At 68.9% G+C, this 17,906-nt stretch carries 17 protein-coding genes; 5 read left to right on the top strand and 12 right to left on the bottom strand.

The window, feature by feature from the left end:
- Positions 1–92: 92 nt before the first annotated feature.
- Together WS57_RS09055 and WS57_RS09060 are read right to left on the bottom strand one after the other, a co-directional pair.
- Complete coding sequence (locus WS57_RS09055; RefSeq protein ID WP_040129885.1) at positions 93–1,139, bottom strand: ABC transporter substrate-binding protein; 1,047 nt, start codon at positions 1,137–1,139, stop codon at positions 93–95.
- A gap of 92 nt (positions 1,140–1,231) precedes the next feature.
- Positions 1,232–2,362, bottom strand: coding sequence for an ABC transporter ATP-binding protein (locus tag WS57_RS09060; RefSeq protein ID WP_069244071.1), 1,131 nt, complete (start codon positions 2,360–2,362; stop codon positions 1,232–1,234).
- A 108-nt stretch (positions 2,363–2,470) separates the two neighbouring features.
- On the opposite strand from WS57_RS09060, the gene WS57_RS09065 reads away from it, so the two are divergent.
- A complete protein-coding gene (locus tag WS57_RS09065) occupies positions 2,471–3,991 on the top strand; it encodes a PLP-dependent aminotransferase family protein (RefSeq protein ID WP_059513134.1) in 1,521 nt (506 codons plus the stop codon).
- A 23-nt stretch (positions 3,992–4,014) separates the two neighbouring features.
- Here the strand turns inward: WS57_RS09065 and WS57_RS09070 are convergent, their stop codons facing one another.
- From WS57_RS09070 to WS57_RS09090, 5 genes are all read right to left on the bottom strand, one after another.
- A complete protein-coding gene (locus tag WS57_RS09070; protein WP_059513136.1) occupies positions 4,015–5,049 on the bottom strand; it encodes a lipase secretion chaperone in 1,035 nt (344 codons plus the stop codon).
- Between the two features lie 3 nt (positions 5,050–5,052).
- The gene (locus WS57_RS09075) at positions 5,053–6,147 is read right to left on the bottom strand and encodes an esterase/lipase family protein (RefSeq protein WP_069244072.1); all 1,095 of its coding nucleotides are present in this window, start codon (positions 6,145–6,147) and stop codon (positions 5,053–5,055) included.
- Positions 6,148–6,369: 222 nt separating this feature from the next.
- Positions 6,370–8,502, bottom strand: coding sequence for a TonB-dependent copper receptor (locus tag WS57_RS09080; RefSeq protein ID WP_069244073.1), 2,133 nt, complete (start codon positions 8,500–8,502; stop codon positions 6,370–6,372).
- A gap of 83 nt (positions 8,503–8,585) precedes the next feature.
- Positions 8,586–8,954 carry a DUF2946 domain-containing protein gene (locus tag WS57_RS09085; RefSeq protein WP_069244074.1) on the bottom strand — a complete coding sequence of 123 codons (369 nt, stop codon included), beginning with the start codon at positions 8,952–8,954 and terminating at the stop codon, positions 8,586–8,588.
- 166 nt (positions 8,955–9,120) lie between these two features.
- Entirely contained in the window at positions 9,121–9,657 is a 537-nt protein-coding gene (locus WS57_RS09090) for a cytochrome b (protein ID WP_059480600.1), read from the bottom strand.
- 231 nt (positions 9,658–9,888) lie between these two features.
- On the opposite strand from WS57_RS09090, the gene WS57_RS09095 reads away from it, so the two are divergent.
- Positions 9,889–10,527: a Pr6Pr family membrane protein gene (locus tag WS57_RS09095; RefSeq protein WP_009689951.1), complete on the top strand. Its 639-nt coding sequence runs from the start codon at positions 9,889–9,891 to the stop codon at positions 10,525–10,527.
- Positions 10,528–10,572: 45 nt separating this feature from the next.
- On the opposite strand, the gene WS57_RS09100 is transcribed toward WS57_RS09095, so the two are convergent.
- A complete protein-coding gene (locus WS57_RS09100; RefSeq protein WP_040129899.1) occupies positions 10,573–11,307 on the bottom strand; it encodes a peptidoglycan DD-metalloendopeptidase family protein in 735 nt (244 codons plus the stop codon).
- Positions 11,308–11,710: 403 nt separating this feature from the next.
- Here WS57_RS09100 and WS57_RS09105 point away from each other — a divergent pair, with 403 nt between their 5' ends.
- On the top strand, positions 11,711–12,031 hold the full coding sequence (locus WS57_RS09105) for a hypothetical protein (RefSeq protein WP_040129901.1): 321 nt from the start codon (positions 11,711–11,713) through the stop codon (positions 12,029–12,031).
- A 117-nt stretch (positions 12,032–12,148) separates the two neighbouring features.
- Here the strand turns inward: WS57_RS09105 and WS57_RS09110 are convergent, their stop codons facing one another.
- The 4 genes from WS57_RS09110 to WS57_RS09125 all read right to left on the bottom strand — a co-directional run bounded on the left by WS57_RS09110 (position 12,149) and on the right by WS57_RS09125 (position 15,738).
- Positions 12,149–12,493: a DUF4148 domain-containing protein gene (locus tag WS57_RS09110; RefSeq protein ID WP_009692403.1), complete on the bottom strand. Its 345-nt coding sequence runs from the start codon at positions 12,491–12,493 to the stop codon at positions 12,149–12,151.
- A gap of 200 nt (positions 12,494–12,693) precedes the next feature.
- A complete protein-coding gene (gene gndA / locus WS57_RS09115; RefSeq protein WP_009692404.1) occupies positions 12,694–14,106 on the bottom strand; it encodes an NADP-dependent phosphogluconate dehydrogenase in 1,413 nt (470 codons plus the stop codon).
- A gap of 97 nt (positions 14,107–14,203) precedes the next feature.
- Entirely contained in the window at positions 14,204–14,845 is a 642-nt protein-coding gene (locus tag WS57_RS09120; protein ID WP_009692405.1) for a DUF938 domain-containing protein, read from the bottom strand.
- Positions 14,842–15,738 (bottom strand): NAD-dependent protein deacetylase, encoded by an 897-nt coding sequence (locus tag WS57_RS09125; RefSeq protein ID WP_059513139.1) that lies wholly within the window; start codon positions 15,736–15,738, stop codon positions 14,842–14,844. Before WS57_RS09125 ends, WS57_RS09120 begins: the two co-directional genes overlap by 4 nt.
- Positions 15,739–16,718: 980 nt before the next feature.
- Here WS57_RS09125 and WS57_RS09130 point away from each other — a divergent pair.
- Positions 16,719–17,465 carry a GNAT family N-acetyltransferase gene (locus WS57_RS09130; protein WP_059513141.1) on the top strand — a complete coding sequence of 249 codons (747 nt, stop codon included), beginning with the start codon at positions 16,719–16,721 and terminating at the stop codon, positions 17,463–17,465.
- A gap of 86 nt (positions 17,466–17,551) precedes the next feature.
- A complete protein-coding gene (locus WS57_RS09135) occupies positions 17,552–17,896 on the top strand; it encodes a DMT family transporter (RefSeq protein WP_009693467.1) in 345 nt (114 codons plus the stop codon).
- Positions 17,897–17,906: the final 10 nt, after the last annotated feature.

A 17,906-nucleotide genomic window follows, 5' to 3' on the forward strand; every position in this document is an offset into this window, starting at 1 on the left:
TGTCTCTCTCCGGCCGGACCGCGATTGCGGTCCGGCGGCATGCCGCGCGACGCATGCTTCGCGCGGCCGGTTGCATCGGCAAACCCGAACGCTTACTTCGTCGCCCACGCGGCGAAACGCTGCTCGAGCTCGTCGCTATGGTCGGTCCAGAAGCCGATGTCCTCCAGCACCGCGTTCTTGCCGTTGCTCGGCGAGTTCGGCAGGTTTGCCAGCGTCTTCGCATCGAGCGACTTGATCGCGGCAACGTTCGCCGGGCCGTACGCGATGTGCTGCGCATAGGCCTGCTGCGGCTTGGGCGTCAGCGTGTAGGCGATGTACTGCTCGGCCAGCGCCTTGTTCGGCGAGCCCTTCGGAATCGCCCAGTAGTCGAGGTCGTAGATGCTGCCGTTCCACACGACCTTCAGGTTCTTGCCTTCCTTCTGCGCGGCGTCGATGCGGCCGTTGTACGCGGTCGACATCACGACGTCGCCGGCGACGAGGAACTGCGGCGGCTGCGCGCCCGCCTCCCACCACTGGATGTAAGGCTTCAGCTGGTCGAGCTTCTTGAACGCGCGGTCCTGGCCGGCCTTCGTGCCGAGCACCTTGTAGACGTCCTTCGGCGCGACGCCGTCGGCCATCAGCGCGAACTCGAGGTTGTAGCGCGCGCCCTTGCGCATGCCGCGCTTGCCGGGGAATTTCTTCACGTCCCAGAAATCGGCCCAGCCCGTCGGCGCGGTCTTCAGCTTGTCCGCGTTGTACGACAGCGCGGTCGACCACACGAAGAAGCCGACGCCGCAAACCTGCGGCGATTCCGGAATCAGGTCGGACTTCTTCGCGATCTTCGACCAGTCGAGCTTCTCGTACAGCCCTTCGTCGCAGCCGCGGTTCAGGTCGCCCGACTCGACTTCGACCACGTCCCAGTTGACGTGCTTCGCCTCGACCATCGCCTTCACCTTCGCCTGCTCGCCGTTGTATTCGACGGCGGTGACCTTGTTGCCGGTCGCCTTCTCGAAGGGCTGGTTGAACGCGGCTTTCTGCGCGTCGCCGTTCGCGCCGCCGAAGTTGACGACCGTGAGTTCGGCCGCCGACGCCGACGCGCCGAACACGGCCAGCGCCAGCGCGAACGCGGTGCGGCGCGCGGTAAAGCGGGTTCGATTCATGATGGTGCTCTCCTCTCGTGATGCTCGTGGTGGTCGTGGTGAAAATGCGCCGTTTGTTGTGTACGACGTGCTGCAGGAATCGGAAGCCGCGCTTACGCGAACACGCGCAGATGCTCGGGCGCGAACGCCAGCGACACCGGCGCACCCGGCGAAAACGCGTCGAGCGCGCCCGTGCCGAGCGGCACCTTCACGAAGCATTCGTCCTGCCCCGGCACTGCGCAGCGCATGCGCACGTGATCGCCGAAATAGATCAGGCTGCGCGCCTCGCCCGTCAGGCGGTTCGCAGCCGCGCCGTTCGCGCGTGCATCGGCCTGCCCGTCGAGGTGTCCGTTCGCACCGTGGGCGGCGAGATTCATGCGTTCGGGGCGGATGCACGCGACGGCCGGCGCACCCTCGGCCGCATCGCCGATGCGGCGGCCGACGAGCTTCGTGCCGTCGTTCAGGTGGAACTCGCAGAACTCGCCGTCGACGCGCGCGATCGTGCCGCGCAGCCGGTTGCTGTCGCCGATGAAATTCGCGACGAATTCGTTGCACGGCGATTCGTACAGGCGGTCGACCGTGTCGAGCTGCTGCACGACGCCCTTGTCGAACACCGCGACGCGATCCGACATCGTCAGCGCCTCGCCCTGGTCGTGCGTCACGTACACGAAGGTCACGCCAAGCTTCTCGTGCAGCGCCTTCAGCTCGTACTGCATGTGCTCGCGCAGCTGCTTGTCGAGCGCGCCCAGCGGCTCGTCCATCAGCACCAGCTTCGGCTCGAACACCAGTGCGCGCGCCAGCGCGATGCGCTGCTGCTGGCCGCCCGACAGCTGCGCCGGATAGCGCTTCGCGAAGCGCTCCATCTGCACCATCTTCAGCGCATGCGCGACGCGCTCCGCGCGCTCGGCCGCGCCCAGCTTGCGCACCGTCAACGGATACGCGACGTTCTGCTCGACCGTCAGGTGCGGAAACAGCGCGTAGTTCTGGAACACCATGCCGATGTTGCGCTTGTGCGGCGGCACCTGGTTCAGCAGCTCGCCGTCGAGGCGAATCTCGCCGCCGGTCGGAAACTCGAAGCCGGCCAGCATCATCAGGCAGGTGGTCTTGCCCGAGCCCGACGGCCCGAGCAGCGTCAGGAACTCCCCGCGGCGGATGTCCAGATCCAGCGACTTCACGACCAGCGCCTCGCCGTCGTAGGTCTTGCGCACCCCGCGAAAACTGACGATTACTTCATCGGACTTCATCCTGGCTGTCCCCTTGCTGTGCAGCAATCTTTATCGAGATGCGAGCCACTATACGGCGCGCACGGTTCTACAATAGGGAACCATTTCAATATTCCCAGTAGGACCACTTTGGATACCGTGATCGTCGCCGACTGGCTGTCCGCCCGTCTCGACCGGAGTTCGTCCGAGCCGATGTACCGTCAGCTGCTGCAGCTGATGCAGCAGGCCATCCTGACCGGGGAATTGGGGCCGGGGACGAAGCTGCCAAGCTCGCGCACGCTCGCGGCCGACCTGTCGATCGCGCGCAATACCGTGCTGCACGTATACGACCAGCTGACGGCCGAAGGCTATGTGCTGACGACGACCGGCAGCGGCACCTACGTCGCCGACACGCGGCCGGATGCCGCCGCGATGCAGGCGCCGCCGCAGCCGTCGGGGGCGGACGCCCTGCCGACGCCGCTGCCGGACGCGCACGGCGGCCTGTCGATGCGCGGCCGCCAGCTGATCGAGCACGCGGGCGTGTCGCGCCGCCAGTGGGGTGCGTTCATGCCGGGCGTGCCGGACGTCTCCGAGTTTCCGAGCCGCACGTGGAGCCGCCTGCAGGCACGGCTCTGGAAGGAAGCGAACCCCGACCTGCTGACGTATGCGCCCGGCGGCGGCTACCGGCCGCTGCGGCGCGCGCTGGCCGACTACCTGCGCGTCGCGCGTTCGGTGAAATGCTCGCCGGACCAGGTGATCATCACGACCGGTATCCACCAGTCGATCGACCTCGCGGTACGGCTGCTGTCCGATGTCGGCGATCGCGCGTGGGTCGAGGAGCCGTGCTACTGGGGCGTGCGCAGCGTGCTGCAGGCCGCCGGCCTCGCGCTCGTGCCGGTGCCAGTCGACCAGGAAGGGCTCGACCCGAGCCCGGGCGACCTGCAGCACCCGCCGCGGCTCGTGCTCGTCACGCCGTCGCACCAGTATCCGCTCGGCATGGTGATGAGCCTCGCGCGGCGCCGCAGGCTGCTCGAATATGCGCGCCAGCATCGCTGCTGGATCATCGAGGACGACTACGACAGCGAGTTCCGCTACGGCAGCCGCCCGCTCGCGTCGCTGCAGGGCCTCGACGACGGCGGCCGCGTGATCTACGTCGGCAGCCTCGGCAAGATGCTGTTTCCGGGCCTGAGGATGGGTTACATGGTCGTGCCGGAGCATCTGGTCGACACGTTCCGCACCGGGCTGTCCGAGCTGTATCGCGAAGGGCAGCTGATGCAGCAGGCGGTGCTCGCCGAGTTCATCATGGACGGCCACCTGACTTCTCATGTCCGACGAATGCGCACGCTGTACGGCGAGCGCCGGCAATTGCTGATCGACGCGATCCACGCGCGTTTCGGCGACGCGCTGCCGGTGATGGGCGACGAAGCCGGTCTGCATCTGGTGCTCGGGCTGCCCGACGCCTGCGACGATCGCGCGGTGACGCAGAGCGCGTTCGACGCGGGCGTGATCGTGCGTCCGCTCACCAGCTACTACAGCCGCGCAGACACCGCGCGGCGCGGACTGCTGCTCGGCTATGCATGCGTCGCGCACGAAGGCATCGGCCCCGCGTTCGACACGCTTGCAGCGATCATCGAACAGCATCTGCCGCAGTCCGTCACGCGCGCGGCGTAACCGCGGCACGCACGCGACGTGCGCTACGGCGCGGCGCCCGCGCCGCGATCGAGCGATGCCGCGCGCACCGCTTCGCCCGGCTTCGTGAACATGCGCTGCCGCAGCGCGGCGACCTGCGCGTCGCGCGCCTGCGGCGACAGCCCGGCCGCGTCGATCTGCGCACGCTGCGCCGCATAGTCCGCGTAACGGCTTTGCCACGACGCATCGTCCTGCTGCATCTGCGCGACGCGCGCGGCGACCTCCGGGCCGAGCGTCTGCGTCAGTTGCGCACGCATCGCGTCGGGCGTCGCGCCGCTCTTCTGCAACTGCGCGATCCGGTCGATCGCCGCCTGCTGCTGTTCGATCCGCTGCTGTGCGGCGCGCTCGCCGGCCGGCATCTGCTGCGCGAGCGCCGCGAGCCGCTCGGCCTTCTGCGCGTCCGTCAGCGAGCGGTCCTGCGCGATCTTCAGCCGCGCGAGATCGTAGCGCTGCCGCCACTGTTCCGCGCCGAAGAACGGCTCGCTCCAGTCGCCGAGCGTCCGGTACGCGATCGATGCGCGCTGGTCGAGCGCGAGCTGCAGCGCGCCGATATCCGACTTGTCGACCGCACCCGCATCGGGCAGCTTCGCCAGCGCGTCGAGATAGGCGCGATACCGGTGCCACACGTCGAGCGCCTCGGCCTGCGCGATCGTGCCGTCGAGCTGCGCGGCAATCTCGCGCACGACCAGCGCGTCGAGCGCGGTCGCATCGAGATCGCTGCGCGCGGTCAGGCAGTAGTCGAGGAAATCGCGCACCGCGCGCGTCTTCGCGAGATGGCCGCCTGCATCGAGCGGCAAGCGCGGTGCGCTGGAACCAGCCAGCGGCGCCGGCAGGCTCGCGCCCGCCGGCACGGCGGCCGGCGGCGACATCGCGAACGTCCCGGCGGAATCCGCCGCATCCGGCGCGGCGTGCGCGGCGTCGGCACCGCGCTGCCGGGCCGCCCCGCTCCACATCGCGACGCCGGCAACCGCCGCCAGCCCCACGACGCCATAGGCCACGACACGCCGCACGCGCGGCGCGCGTCCGTCACGCACGGCCATCGATCACACGCCCGCGAGCTTCAGCCGGTTCGCATGCGTGCGGATCACCGCGAGCGGATCTTCCGCATAGGCGCCGCGCACGCCGAGCAGCTGGTTGATCTCGTCGAGATGGTTCCACTTGTAGCTGGTGCTCAGCACCTTCCCGTACAACGCACTGCATTTCGATACGAGCCCGTCGTTCTGGCCCGACCCGCGATTGATCATCACGGTGCCCGTGCCGAGCAGCGCGAGCGTCGACAGGTCGAGCGCATTCGCCGGATCGACGAGCGGAATCGTGCTCGTATCCGCCGCGCCGGTCACGCCGAACGCCGAGACCGTCGGCTGGATCGCGGTGCCGGCCCACGAGTACAGCAGGTGCGTATTGCCGCCGACCGTCTCGGTCGGCGCGCCGGTCTGGCAACTGCCCGGCGCACCGAGCCCCGCGCTCGGATAGTTCTGGTTGTAGGCGGCGGCCCGGGCGGTCGTCAGCGTCTGGAGCGCCGCCAGTGCATCCTGGTTCGTGTTGTGCGTGCTGCTCGTCAGGATCCCGAACACATTGACGAATGCCGCGATCACCGACGACGACAGGCCGGTCGGATCGGTCGCGAGCACGCCCTGCACGAAGTCCGCGAATTCGGAGCCGCGATGCGGCGTGCCGATCGTCGTCACCGACGCGACGAGATCCGGCGCGACGGCCGCGACGTAGCGCGACGTGAGACCGCCCTGGCTATGGCCGATCAGGTTGACCTTGGCGGCGCCCGTCGCGGCGAGCACGGTCTTGACGTAGGCGAGCAGCTGCTCGCCGCGCCCGTTCGGGCCGTCGTCGCTCTGGAAGCCCGACAGGTTCGCGACGTAGACGGTCGCGCCATGCTGCTGCAGATCCTCGCGGATGCCGTACCAGTAGTCGAGCACGCCCGCATACTTGTCGGTGCCCGTCAGGCCGTGCACGAGGATGATCGGATAGCGCGTCGCCGCATAAGCATCGGCCGGCGCGGTCGCGGCCTGCGCCGCGCGCGTGGTCGCGGCCATCGTCAACGCGGCGGCTCCTGCGAACGGCGCAACGCTCATCGCGCACGCCACTGCCCCTGCTGCCACCCTGGAAAGCATCGATCTGGCCATGCATGTTCTCCTGATTATTGTGCTGCCGGTGCGAATGAGATCGGATCGACGCATGGCGGCCCCGTCGCGCGCACGCCATGTATCGAAGCGCGAGTGAAGCACGAGTCGCGAACGTTTGCGTGCCGACTAGACACGCTTCTCTAATCGATTGACGCGCCCCGCCCGTTCGGGCGGGGTCGTGCGCGCGGATGCGGATGCTGCATCGCACACGCGCACGGCGCGCTACAGCTTCGCGCTGACGCGCAGCCACGCGGTGCGGCCCGGCTCCATCACCGGCGCATTCGCCGGATAGCCGAAGCCTGCATTGCCGGCGAGGTTCAAGTGCTCGGTGTAGGCCTTGTTCAGCACGTTGTCGACGCCGACCGAGACCTGAACGGTCTTGCTGACGTTGTACTGCGCATGCAGCGACAGCACGCCGAACCCCGCGCTCGGACCGAAGTCCTTGCCGACCACGTTGCCCTCGTTCGGTGCATACCGATGCTGCGGCGCAACGACCCGCCACAGGCCGCCGGCCGACCACGCGCCCCGCGTATATTCGAGCCCGAAGCGCGCCTCGAGCGGCGGCATCTGCGGCAGCGGATCGCCGCTCGTCGCATTGCGTCCCCATGCGTAGGCGATCGACGTCTCGACGCGCAGCGGTGCGAGCGGCCGCCAGGCGACGCCCGCTTCGCCGCCCATCACCTGCGCGTTGACGTTGGTCGCCTGCGTGGTCGGCCCCATCATCCCGGCCGCGTAGTTGAACAGGATGAAGTCCTGCACGTAGCCCGCATACGCGGACACCCATGCGTCGAGTCGATCGCTCTTGTACTGCGCGCCGATGTCGAGCTGCGTGGTCTTCTCCGGCTGCACGGCCGAGAACGCATTGAGTGCACCGGCCGGCCCGCGGTTCGCCGAAAACAGCTCCCAGTAGTCGGGGTAGCGCTCCGCATGACCGATCCCCGCATACCACGTGACGGGCAGCGACGCGAGATCGCGCTCGTAGCGCACGAAACCGCTCGGCAGCACGCGCCCGCGATCGTCGTCGAAGGTCGGGTTCGGCCGGCTCGTCATCATCCCGCTCGTCGCCGCACGCTTGTCGCGCGCGCTCGCATAGTCGACGCGCGCGCCGCCGATCACGCGCGACGCATCGCTCGCGTACCACGTCAGTTCGCCGAACGCGCCCGCATTCCACATCGTCGCCTGCGCGTTCCACGGCTGGTCGCCATAGTTCTGCCGCCCCATCGCCGAGCGCGAATCGAGCCGGTTCGTTTGCGCGTCGACGCCGGTCACGAGCTTGAAGTCGTCGCCGAAACGGAAGGTCGCCGCCGCGCGCGCGCCGAACGTGCGGCGGCGCACCTCGGCCGCCATCCGCATCGGCATGCTGCTGGTCGGGTCGGGCTGCCGCAACGTGTAGTTGTCCATCACGTGATCGGCTTCGTTGTAGTACACGCGCGCCTCGACGCGGTCGAGCACCTCGCCGATATGCCGCTTGTCGAACGACAGCCCGAAGGTCTCGCGACGAAAATGCGCGCCGTCCATCCCGCGTCCCGCATATTTCGCATAGCCGTCGCCGGTGCCGGCCGTCAGCTCGACGCGCGTATGGTCGTCGGGCGTCCAGCCGAGCGCCGCATCGGCATTCCACTTGTCCCACTGCGACGGCACGACGTTGCCGTTGCCGTCCTTGTAGTCCTGCGCATGCGCATGGTTCGCGGTCACGCGGCCGTACACGTCGGGCGTGCCGGCCGTCACGTCGATGTTCTGGTCGTTGCGGCCGAACGATCCGCCGACGACGCTGCCGTCGAAGCGCATGCCCGGCTTGTCGAAGCGCGGCGTCACGCGCTCGAACAGCACGGTGCCGGCCGATGCGCCGGGGCCGTACAGCACGGTCTGCGGCCCCTTCACGACGGTCACCTTGTCGAAACTTTCCGGGGCGATGTACGAGGTCGGCGCATCCATCCGGTTCGGGCACGCGCCGAGCGTCGGCATCCCGTTCGCGAGGATGTTCAGCCGCGAGCCGAACATCCCGCGCAGCACCGGATCGCCGTTCGTGCCGCCGCTGCGGATCGACGTGAAGCCCGGAATCGTCTTCAGGTAGTCCGCGCCGTCGCTGGCGGGCAGCGGCTGACGCGGCGTCTTCGGATCCGTGACGACGACGAGCGGCGTCGTCAGCGGCGACGCGACGACTTCGACGGGCGGCAGCAGCGTGCCCGCCTCGTCCGGCGGCATCGCGGCCGCGCGCGCCGTTTCGGCGGCGGCGACCGTGGCAGTCATTACGCTGGCGGCCAGCGCGGGAACGGTGAGTTTCAGCACGCGCGGCAGGCGCGGCGCAGCGGCATTGCGCGACGCCCGCGGCGCGCGCAACTGGAAAATGGTCATGATCGAAAGCCCGAGTGACGCCCTCCGCGCGACCACGACGGGTCGCACGGATATCGGCGAGAGAAAGAACGGAACGAAGCGCGTCAGGCGCGCTCGGGCGGTGCGCGCGGATAGGCGCGCGGATAGCGCTCGGCGCGCGCCGCGAAGACGTGCGGCGCGGCGGCGGAAGCGAACGAAGCGGGAGAGGAAGCGAACGGCGCGGCAGCGGGGCCGCCGATCGCGGGACTGTGCGCAAAGAATCCGCAGTAGCCGCATGCGGCGAGATGCGAGGCATGATCGTGCATGCGACCCGCCTCGGCCGACCGATGCGCGCCGTGCTCTGCACTGCAGACGACCGCATCGGGCGTCGCCGCTTGCGCGACCCGCCACTGCGACACCAGCGGCGCGGCGATCGCGAACCAGATCGCGAGCACGCCGAGCCAGGCGGTCAGATGACGATGTCGATGCAGCATGCGCGGCAGCCAGTAAGCGGAATGTAAAAGCAGCCGAGATGTTACAGAATGTTCGCCGCGATGACCAGCCGCAGGCGCCGGTAAACGGATCGGGGGCGCATGGTTGTCAACGCAACCATGCGCCCCCGATCGACGTGCGGACGACGTCGCTGCGCGTGAACGCGCCCTAGGGCGCCATGCGCCGCAAAACGTCGTCGCGCTTGACGAAATGGTGATAGAGCGCGGCCAGCGCATGCAGGCCGATCACGAAATAGAACGCGTTGCCGATCAGCTCGTGCGCTTCCTTGATGGTCGGCCGCAGCGCCTTGTCGGGGCCGACCAGCGTGAACGACACGCCGAGCCAGTCGAGCGACACCGGCTTGCCGCCGAGATTGATCATCAGGATGCCGAGCAGCGGCTGCGCAAGGATGAACGCGTAGAGCGCGAAGTGCGCGAGCTTCGCCAGCCAGCTCAGCAACGCCGGCTGCGGCACGGGTTCCGGCACGCGGCTGACCGCCCGCCACAGCACGCGCAGCACCGACAGCACGAGCACGAACGTCCCGGCGGTAAGGTGCACGTTCATCCAGAACGCGCGGCTGTCGCTGCCCTTCGGTCCGCGTATCTCGATCGCCAGGTACGCCAGGGCGACCAGCAGGAAAATGGCCCAGTGGAAGAAGATCGCGGGCGAGCTGTAGCGCACCTGTTTCGCGAGGATGTTTCTCATGCTCGGTCTCGTCGTTATATGCGGGGATGAACGGGCGCCGCGGCTGGCCGGCGCCCGGCGCGCTGCCACGATTGTAGCCGCACGCGCGGCAGGTTTTGCACGGCGCGGTCAAATATCCGATGAATCGGCTGCGCCCATGCTTGCGGGCGAACCACCATATGGAAAATCCGCATCGCACGCGCAAACGGCTGTGGCACGATGGAGCTTTGGTGTCGACGTCGCGCGCGCATCATGAGCAAAGCGTCCTTCGTTGCGGCCTATCGGCTGATCGTCGCGTTGCTCGCGGTATCCACCACGCTGCACAGCGTCGCCACCTACTGGAACATGCCGACGTTTCATCTCGGCAACTACCTCAGCTATTTCACGCAGCTGAGCAGCCTCTACGCGGCCGCGATGCTCGCCGCCGGGCTCTGGCGCATCACGCGCCCCGGTTCGGCCCGCTACGAATCGATGCGCGGCGCCGCCGTGCTGTACATGCTGATCACCGCGATCGTCTACGAACTGCTGCTCGCACGGCTCGATGCGCTGCGCCATGTCACGCCGGCGCTGAACAACTGGGTGCTGCACCGGATCGTGCCGCTCGTGATGCTGTGCGACTGGCTGTACGTGGAACCGCGCTCGCCGATCCCGCGGCGCAGCGCGTTCGCCTGGCTCGGCTTCCCGGTCGTCTATCTCGGCTATACGCTCGTGCGCGGCGCGCTGGAGAACTGGTATCCCTACCCGTTCGTCGACCCGCGACCGCACGGCTACCTGCCGGTCGCGATCCAGTGCTCGATGATCGCGCTCGGCGCGGCGGCGCTCGCACTCGGCATCCGCTGGCTCGGCAATCATGCGATCCAGTCCGGCCCGGTCACGCTCAAGGAAGGATGAGGCGGGACGTGTGCGCCGGGCGGCGCACACGCGGGTGACGGCCGGTCAGCCGCCGTTGCGCGGCAGGAAGCCCATCGGATCGACGACCTTGCCGTTTTGCCGGACTTCGAACTCGAACGTCGCGCGGCCGCTCGCGTCGGTACCCATCTCGGCGACCGGCTGACCCGTGCGCACCGCGTCGCCTTCGTTGACGAGCAGCTTGCCGTTATGCCCGTAGGCCGTGATCAGGCCGTTGTCGTGCTTCAGGATCACGAGCGGGCCGTAGGCCTTGACGCCCGAACCCGCATAGACGACGCGCCCGTTCGCCGCGGCCCGCACCGTATGGTCGGGCCCGGACGCGGCGATCACGACGCCGCGCGTCTTGCCGGCCGCGAACGGCGTCGCCACGACGCCGGTGGCCGGCCACGCGAGCGAGCCGGGCTGCGCGCCCGCCGCCGGCGGCGGCGTGAGCGAGGTCGCGGCGGGCGGCGGCGCGACGCGCAGCACCTGCCCGGGCGTCACGGCGTCGGTCGGCGCCATGTGGTTCCAGCTCGCGACGTCCTGCACGCGCTGCCCGTACGCACCCGCGATGCCCGCGAGCGTATCGCCCGGGTTGACGCGGTAATAGCCGGCCAGCACGCCCGGGGTGGCGGCCGTCATCGGCGCCGGCGGCCGCGCCGGCTGCCAGCTGTCGGTCCACGGCGTCATCGTGCAGCCCGTCAGCGCAGCGGCCGCGACGACGAACGCCGCCTGCGGCAGCCAGCGCACAACGGCATCGTGGATGGGAATCGTTTTTCTCAAGGTACCTCCCGGATTTGCCTCGTCGCGCCGCCCACCGCCCTCCGGCATGCGACGCACGATGTCCGGCCGGACGGCCGGACCAACCAGTATCCGACCGCGCCAGCGGCGATCGGTTTCCACAGCGGGACATCGGTACGAACGGGCTCGCCGGCCCTTTTTCGCGTCGTCCCGACCGGCAAAGATACCATTTGTCGAGGTCCGGCCCGCGACAGCCGCCCGGCCCGGCAACAATCTTGCGGCGCCGCGCGGCCCGCCGCAGCGCCGCGAAATCGCCACCGCGCCTTGCCGGGCGGGCCATTCGGCGAGCCGTCGGCCCGGCTTGCGCACGCTGCCGCCCGGCCGGCCGGCGATCGCCTCCTATACTCGAACTGGCGGTCCGACCAACGACAACGAGGAACCTGACATGAACAACGCGACGTTTCTTTCCGTGCAGCTCAACGCCGAGGATTTCGCCGGATCCAGCGGCCTCGTCGAATTGCTCAACCGCCACCTGCTGTTCGCGACCGACGTCGCCGAGGCCGCGGACGCGCTGATCCAGCTTGCGAGCGTCACGCACCTGACGGGCGGCACGCGCCACAGCGTCGAGTTGCCGATCCTCGCGGTCGAGCGGCTGCGCGACGCACTCGACACGCTGAGCGGCTACGACGAATCGTGGCTGCAGATGCTGGAGCCGGCTGCGGCGCTGTTCAGCGACCTCGGACGCGGCAAGCGGCCGCTGCACTGACGCGGCCGGCGCGGCCATTCGCCACACCAATGAAAACAGCCCGCCGTTCCGTATGACGGAACGACGGGCTGCGGGTACTGCATGGGGTCGGATCCGGCCGCCGAGGCGGCCGCAGCATCAACGACCCTTGTAGATCGGGGCGTCGTCAGCGATACGCTTGACTTGCCAGCCGGTCTTGGCCTTGGCCGGAGCGCCGGATTCCTGCGCAGCGGCCGGTTGCGCGCCGTAGCCGGTCGTGTCGGCGGCGGCGACGTTCTGTTGCGGATTCAGGCGCGCTTCAGCAGCCAGGATGCCTTCCGGGTAGTTCGTGCGGTCGCTGCCGAGCTTGTAGCCAGCTTGTTGCAGGGCGGCCAGCTCGGCCTTGACCTGCGCGCGCGTGACAGGCGCGTTCTGTTGGGCGAACGACACGGCGGGGACGGCGAGAACGGCAGCTGCAGCGAACGTTGCGATCAGCGATTTCATGATGACCTCCGAGATTTTTTTGCTCCGCCGCACACACCATGTCTGCAGCGATGGAACAGAGTTTAGTCTCGCGATCACCTAGGGAAAACCATGAAAGAACGAAAACACTGTTTCCCGGAAGCCAACAATTCCGGGATCCGGCACCGAAAAACCCTACTCAAAGAATAGAATTTCGCAACAATGCCGGTCTCGCACGGCCCTTACGACCAGTTCGCGTGGAAGCTGCCCGGCTTGTCGGTGCGCTCGAACGTGTGCGCGCCGAAGAAGTCGCGCTGCGCCTGCACAAGATTCGCCGGCAGCCGCTCGGAGCGGTAGCTGTCGAAATACGCGACCGCCGATGCGAACGCCGGCACCGGCACGCCGGCCTTCACCGCGGCGATCACGACGTCGCGCAGCGACGCCTGGTACTTCGCGGCGATGTCCTGGAAGTACGGGTCGAGCAGCAGGTTCGCGAGCGCCGCGTCGTTTGCATAGGCGTCGGTGATCTTCTGCAGGAAGCGCGCACGGATGATGCAGCCCGCGCGGAAGATCTTCGCGATCGTCCCGAGGTCGAGGTTCCAGCCGTATTCCTGCGACGCCGTGCGCAGCTGCGCGAAGCCCTGCGCGTACGAAATCACCTTGCTCAGGTACAGCGCGCGGCGCACCGCCTCGATGAACGCGGCGCGATCGCCGTCGAACGGCGCGGCGGCCGGGCCCGACAGGATCTTGCTGGCCGCGACGCGCTCGGTCTTCAGCGACGACAGCACGCGCGCGAACACCGACTCGGTGATCAGCGGCAGCGGCACGCCGAGATCCAGCGCGTTCTGGCTCGTCCACTTGCCGGTGCCCTTCTGCGCGGCGCGATCGAGGATCACGTCGACCAGGTACTTGCCGGTTTCGTCGTCCTTCTTGCCGAAGATCTTCGACGTGATCTCGATCAGGTAACTGTCGAGCTCGCCCTGATTCCACTCGGTGTACACCGCGCCGAGTTCCTCGTTCGTCAGGCCCGCGACCTGCTTCAGCACCGCATAGCTCTCGGCGATCAGCTGCATGTCGCCGTATTCGATGCCGTTGTGGACCATCTTCACGTAGTGGCCCGCGCCGTCCGGGCCCATGTATGCGACGCACGGCTCGCCGTCCGACGGCGCCTTCGCGGCGATCTGCTTGAGGATCGGCTCGACCAGGTCGTACGCGTCGCGCTGGCCGCCGGGCATGATCGACGGGCCGTGCAGCGCGCCCTCCTCGCCGCCCGACACGCCGGTGCCGATGAAGTGCAGGCCCGACTGCGCGAGTTCCTGGTTGCGGCGGATCGTGTCGGTGAAATGCGTGTTGCCGCCGTCGATCAGCACGTCGCCCTTCTCGAGCAGCGGCTTGAGCGACGCGATCGTCGCGTCGGTCGCTTCGCCGGCCTTCACCATCATCAGGATCCGGCGCGGCGTTTCGAGCGACGCGACGAATTCCTCGAGCGTATAGGTCGGCACCAGATTGCGGCCGGGGAATTCGGCGATCAGTTCGTCGGTTTTCTCGCGGCTGCGGTTGTACACCGACACCGCATAACCGCGGCTCTCGATATTGAGTGCGAGATTGCGGCCCATCACCGCGAGCCCGATCACACCGATTGCTTGTTTGCCCATTAGTCAATTCTCCGGAAAAAACGGGGCGCGACCCGAGCCGGGCCGCGCGCACAGGCGAAAGGATAGTGGAAAGCCGGCCGCGATGCGCGCCGGCGTGTCATTGCTCCGCGTGCGGCAGGCGCCGGAACGCGACGCTCAGGTTGTTGGCCGGCATCTCGACGACCTCGATGCAGTCGAGCCCGCGATCGAGGCCGAGCGCGACGACCGTCTCGAGATCGCGCACGCCCCACGCCGGGTCGCGGCTGCGCAGCTGCGCGTCGAAGGCCGCGTTCGACGGCGCCGTGTGACGCCCTTCGCGTCGATACGGGCCGTACAGGAACAGGACGCCGCCGGGCCGCAGCACGCGCGCGGCGCCCGCGAACAGCGCTTCGGTGCAGGCCCACGGCGAGATATGGATCATGTTGATGCAGACGATCGCATCGAACGGCCCGGCGGGCCACGATGCGTCGCGCACATCGAACGCGAGCGGCGCGTCGACGTTCGCGACGCCCGCGTGCGCGATCCACGCGGCGACCGAACGCCGTGCCTGCGCGTCCGGATCGCTCGGCTGCCAGCGCAGCGCCGGCAGCGCATGCGCGAAATGGACGACGTGCTGGCCGGTGCCGCTCGCGATTTCGAGCACGCGGCCGCTGGCCGGCAGCACGCGGCGCAATACGTCGAGGATCGGCCCGCGATTGCGCTCGGCCGCGGGCGCCGACAGTCGTTCGGACGGATCGGGAGACGACGTCGCGCCGCTCATGATGCATGCTCCGCCGCATCGTTGGGGAGGCCCAGCCGTGCGTTCAGCGCATCGAGCACGGGCGCGCAGTGCGCTTCGACCTTCAGCGCCAGCATCGGGTCGGCGCGCGTATGGCCGAGATTGAGCGCGGCGATCGGCTTGTGCTGCGCCTGCGCCCAGACGCAGAAGCGATAGCCGGAATACACCATCAGCGACGAACCGACGACGAGCAGCGCATCGGCCGCGTCGAGCGCCTGCGACGCCAGCGCGACGCGCTCGCGCGGCACGTTCTCGCCGAAGAACACGACGGCCGGCTTCAGCAGGCCGCCGCACGCGGGACATGCCGGGATGCGGAAGGTGTCGAGCGCGGCCCATTCGAGATGCGCATCGCCGTCGGCGGCCGGTTCGGCCTGCGCGCCGAGCAGCTCGGGGTTGTCCGCTTCGAGCACGGCCTGGATCGCCGCGCGTTCGTGATGCGCACCGCAGTCGAGGCAGGTAACGCCGTTGATGCCGCCGTGCAGTTCGATCACGTCGCCGCTGCCGGCGCGCTGGTGCAGCCCGTCGACGTTCTGCGTGACGAGCCGCTCGATGCGCCCCGCGCGACCGAGCCGCGCCAGCGCGGCGTGCGAGCGGTTCGGCTGCGCGCGGCCGACGACCGGCCAGCCGATCATGCTGCGCGCCCAGTAGCGCCGCCGCGCCGCGTCGGAGCCGAGGAATTCGTGGAGCTGGATCGGTGGCGAGCGCATCCATTGGCCGTTGCGGTCGCGATAGCCGGGGATGCCGGAGTCGGTGCTGATGCCCGCGCCGGTCAGCACGAACAGGCGCGGATGACGTTCGACGAAGGCGTGCAGCGCATCGAGCGCGGACGGATCGGCCGGAACGGATGAGGGATCGTGCAAGGCGGTATCGTTCATGACGGCGGCGCGTGAGCGGAGTGCGCCGGCAGGTCGCGCCGCTGCGCGAGCGGCCGGCACGCCAGCACATGATACAGAACGGCGTGCGATCGGGCGGGCGCCGCCGCTGCAAAAAAGACGCCCGACCGCTGCGCAGCGGTCGGGCGCTTCAACAATTGATCCATCGGGGTAGTGGATCAACTGACTACACGACTGCGTTGCCGCGTCCGCCCGCACATGCCGGCGGACGATCCCTGGGGCAACCCCCGCTGACCGGTCCCGGTGTCGCGCCTGTCGCCGCGCCGTCGGCCCGGTCCTCCCTCGCGTCGCGCATCGGCGCCGGCACGCAATGCCGCACGCGCCCGGGGCGCACGGCAGGCGCGCGCAGCGCGCGACGGCAAGACGGTCCGGAAGACGTGCGTGCCCGTTTGCGCGCGCCCGCGGGGATATCCCCGATGGCCGACCGGCACCTGTCGGCCTCGTGCGTCACGCATGCACGTCAACGTCCAGAAAGAACCCGAGTGTTCGGATCGAACTGAATGCCGCGCGCTCACGTCGCCGCGCATGACGGCGAAGCGAACACCCGGGCAGGTCGGCGATTCATGTTTGCAACACGGTAGGTTGCGATGCGGTGTGTTTTCATTCTGTTGTCCCCGTCTCAGATGCGTCCGACCTACTGAAGCGGCTGCCGGCAACACTGCGCCGGCGCTCGCGCTCATGGCGCAGACAGACATGCAAGGAGCGCACCATGCATCGCGGCGCAAGGCCATGCGGCCGGTCGCAACGGCCGTGGCGCACCTCGCGCGCCGCGAACGTTTCGAAACTGAAACGGGCGCGAGGGCTGCGCGATCGTCGGCGGCCGGGCCGGCCCGGTCGCTGCGCCGACTCCCGGCGCAACGGAGCGAGCGCCGGGCCGTTGCATCGGCGCGGCAGCGCGGGCCCATCGAGTCCGCTTACAATTGCCCCACGCCGCCACGCCCGACTCATCTCTGCCTCGACGCATGCTCAACGACCAAGACTGGCTCGATATCGACTATCGCACGCTGTTCCGGCTGCGCGACGACACCGGCTCGGCGCAGCGCCGGATCGAACGCGAGAACGACCCCGACCGTTCGCCCGGGCCGCGCTTCTGGCTCGGCGGATGCGCAAGCGGCAACCTGTGCGGCGTACGCGCCGATGTGCGCGACGACATCGCCGCCGAGCTGGCGCGCGTCGCCGCGAGCGAGCCGCCGTTCTTCGATCGCGCAACGCCCGCCCATCTCGACCGCTATCTGCATCTGCTCGCGCCCGTCGAGCACTGGAACGTCGGGCTCGTCTACGCGCTGCCGCACGCGCTGCGCTGCGACGCCGGTGCGGGCGTCGCGCTGATCGACGGCGACAGCGACGCGGGGCGGCAGCTGCGCGAATCGCTGGCGACGCACGGCATGCCCGCAGGATTGCATTCGATGGGTTTTCGCGGCGTCGACGATCTGTGGTCGCCATGGTGCGCGGCCGTCGTCGGCGGCGAGGTCGCGTCGGTCGCGTTCGCCGCGCGGCTGTCCGACGTCGGTGCGGAACTCGGCGTCGCGACGGCGCCCGCGTTTCGCGGACGCGGGCTCGCGGCCGCCGTCACGGAGGGCTGGTCGCGACTGCCGTCGCTACGCACGCGCACGCTGTTCTACAGCACCGACCGCGACAACCTTGCCTCGCGGCGTGTCGCGGCGCGCCTCGGCCTCGCGTTGCGCGGCACGACGCTGCGCATCGCGTAGCGTCGCCGGATTCGACGCATCCCGACGCGACTTTCGGACGACGCGCCGGCAGGCTTCACGATACCGTCCGACTGGAGGGCTCGCCGATGATCGCCGTTTCCGGTTCGATCGCCGCATGGGCGATCGTGCTCGCGTCGGGATTGCTGGAGATCGTCTTCTCGGTCTCGATGAAGCTGTCCGACAGCTACACGAAACTCGTGCCCGGCGCGATCTCGATCGTCGCGGCCGTGGCAAGCGTATGGCTGATGAGCCTCACGCTGAACGTACTGCCGCTCGGCACCGCCTATGCGGTCTGGGCCGGCATCGGCGCGGCCGGTACCGCGGCGGTCGGCATCGTCTGGTTCCACGAACCCGCGGCCGCCGGGCGGCTGCTGTGCATGGCGCTCGTCGTCGCGGGCATCGTCGGCCTGCAGTGGCAGGAACGTGCGTGAAGCGTCGATC

This window comes from Burkholderia pseudomultivorans (assembly GCF_001718415.1).
Taxonomy (GTDB): Bacteria; Pseudomonadota; Gammaproteobacteria; order Burkholderiales; family Burkholderiaceae; genus Burkholderia; species Burkholderia pseudomultivorans_A.

Coding starts and splice junctions, on each gene's coding strand:
- WS57_RS09055 (WP_040129885.1), bottom strand. CDS start 1,139: ATGAATCGAACCCGCTTTACCGCGCGCCGCACCGCGTTCGCGCTGGCG.
- WS57_RS09060 (WP_069244071.1), bottom strand. CDS start 2,362: ATGAAGTCCGATGAAGTAATCGTCAGTTTTCGCGGGGTGCGCAAGACC.
- WS57_RS09070 (WP_059513136.1), bottom strand. CDS start 5,049: ATGGCCGTGCGTGACGGACGCGCGCCGCGCGTGCGGCGTGTCGTGGCC.
- WS57_RS09075 (WP_069244072.1), bottom strand. CDS start 6,147: ATGGCCAGATCGATGCTTTCCAGGGTGGCAGCAGGGGCAGTGGCGTGC.
- WS57_RS09080 (WP_069244073.1), bottom strand. CDS start 8,502: ATGACCATTTTCCAGTTGCGCGCGCCGCGGGCGTCGCGCAATGCCGCT.
- WS57_RS09085 (WP_069244074.1), bottom strand. CDS start 8,954: ATGCTGCATCGACATCGTCATCTGACCGCCTGGCTCGGCGTGCTCGCG.
- WS57_RS09090 (WP_059480600.1), bottom strand. CDS start 9,657: ATGAGAAACATCCTCGCGAAACAGGTGCGCTACAGCTCGCCCGCGATC.
- WS57_RS09095 (WP_009689951.1), top strand. CDS start 9,889: ATGAGCAAAGCGTCCTTCGTTGCGGCCTATCGGCTGATCGTCGCGTTG.
- WS57_RS09105 (WP_040129901.1), top strand. CDS start 11,711: ATGAACAACGCGACGTTTCTTTCCGTGCAGCTCAACGCCGAGGATTTC.
- WS57_RS09110 (WP_009692403.1), bottom strand. CDS start 12,493: ATGAAATCGCTGATCGCAACGTTCGCTGCAGCTGCCGTTCTCGCCGTC.
- gndA (WP_009692404.1), bottom strand. CDS start 14,106: ATGGGCAAACAAGCAATCGGTGTGATCGGGCTCGCGGTGATGGGCCGC.
- WS57_RS09120 (WP_009692405.1), bottom strand. CDS start 14,845: ATGAGCGGCGCGACGTCGTCTCCCGATCCGTCCGAACGACTGTCGGCG.
- WS57_RS09125 (WP_059513139.1), bottom strand. CDS start 15,738: ATGAACGATACCGCCTTGCACGATCCCTCATCCGTTCCGGCCGATCCG.
- WS57_RS09130 (WP_059513141.1), top strand. CDS start 16,719: ATGCTCAACGACCAAGACTGGCTCGATATCGACTATCGCACGCTGTTC.
- WS57_RS09135 (WP_009693467.1), top strand. CDS start 17,552: ATGATCGCCGTTTCCGGTTCGATCGCCGCATGGGCGATCGTGCTCGCG.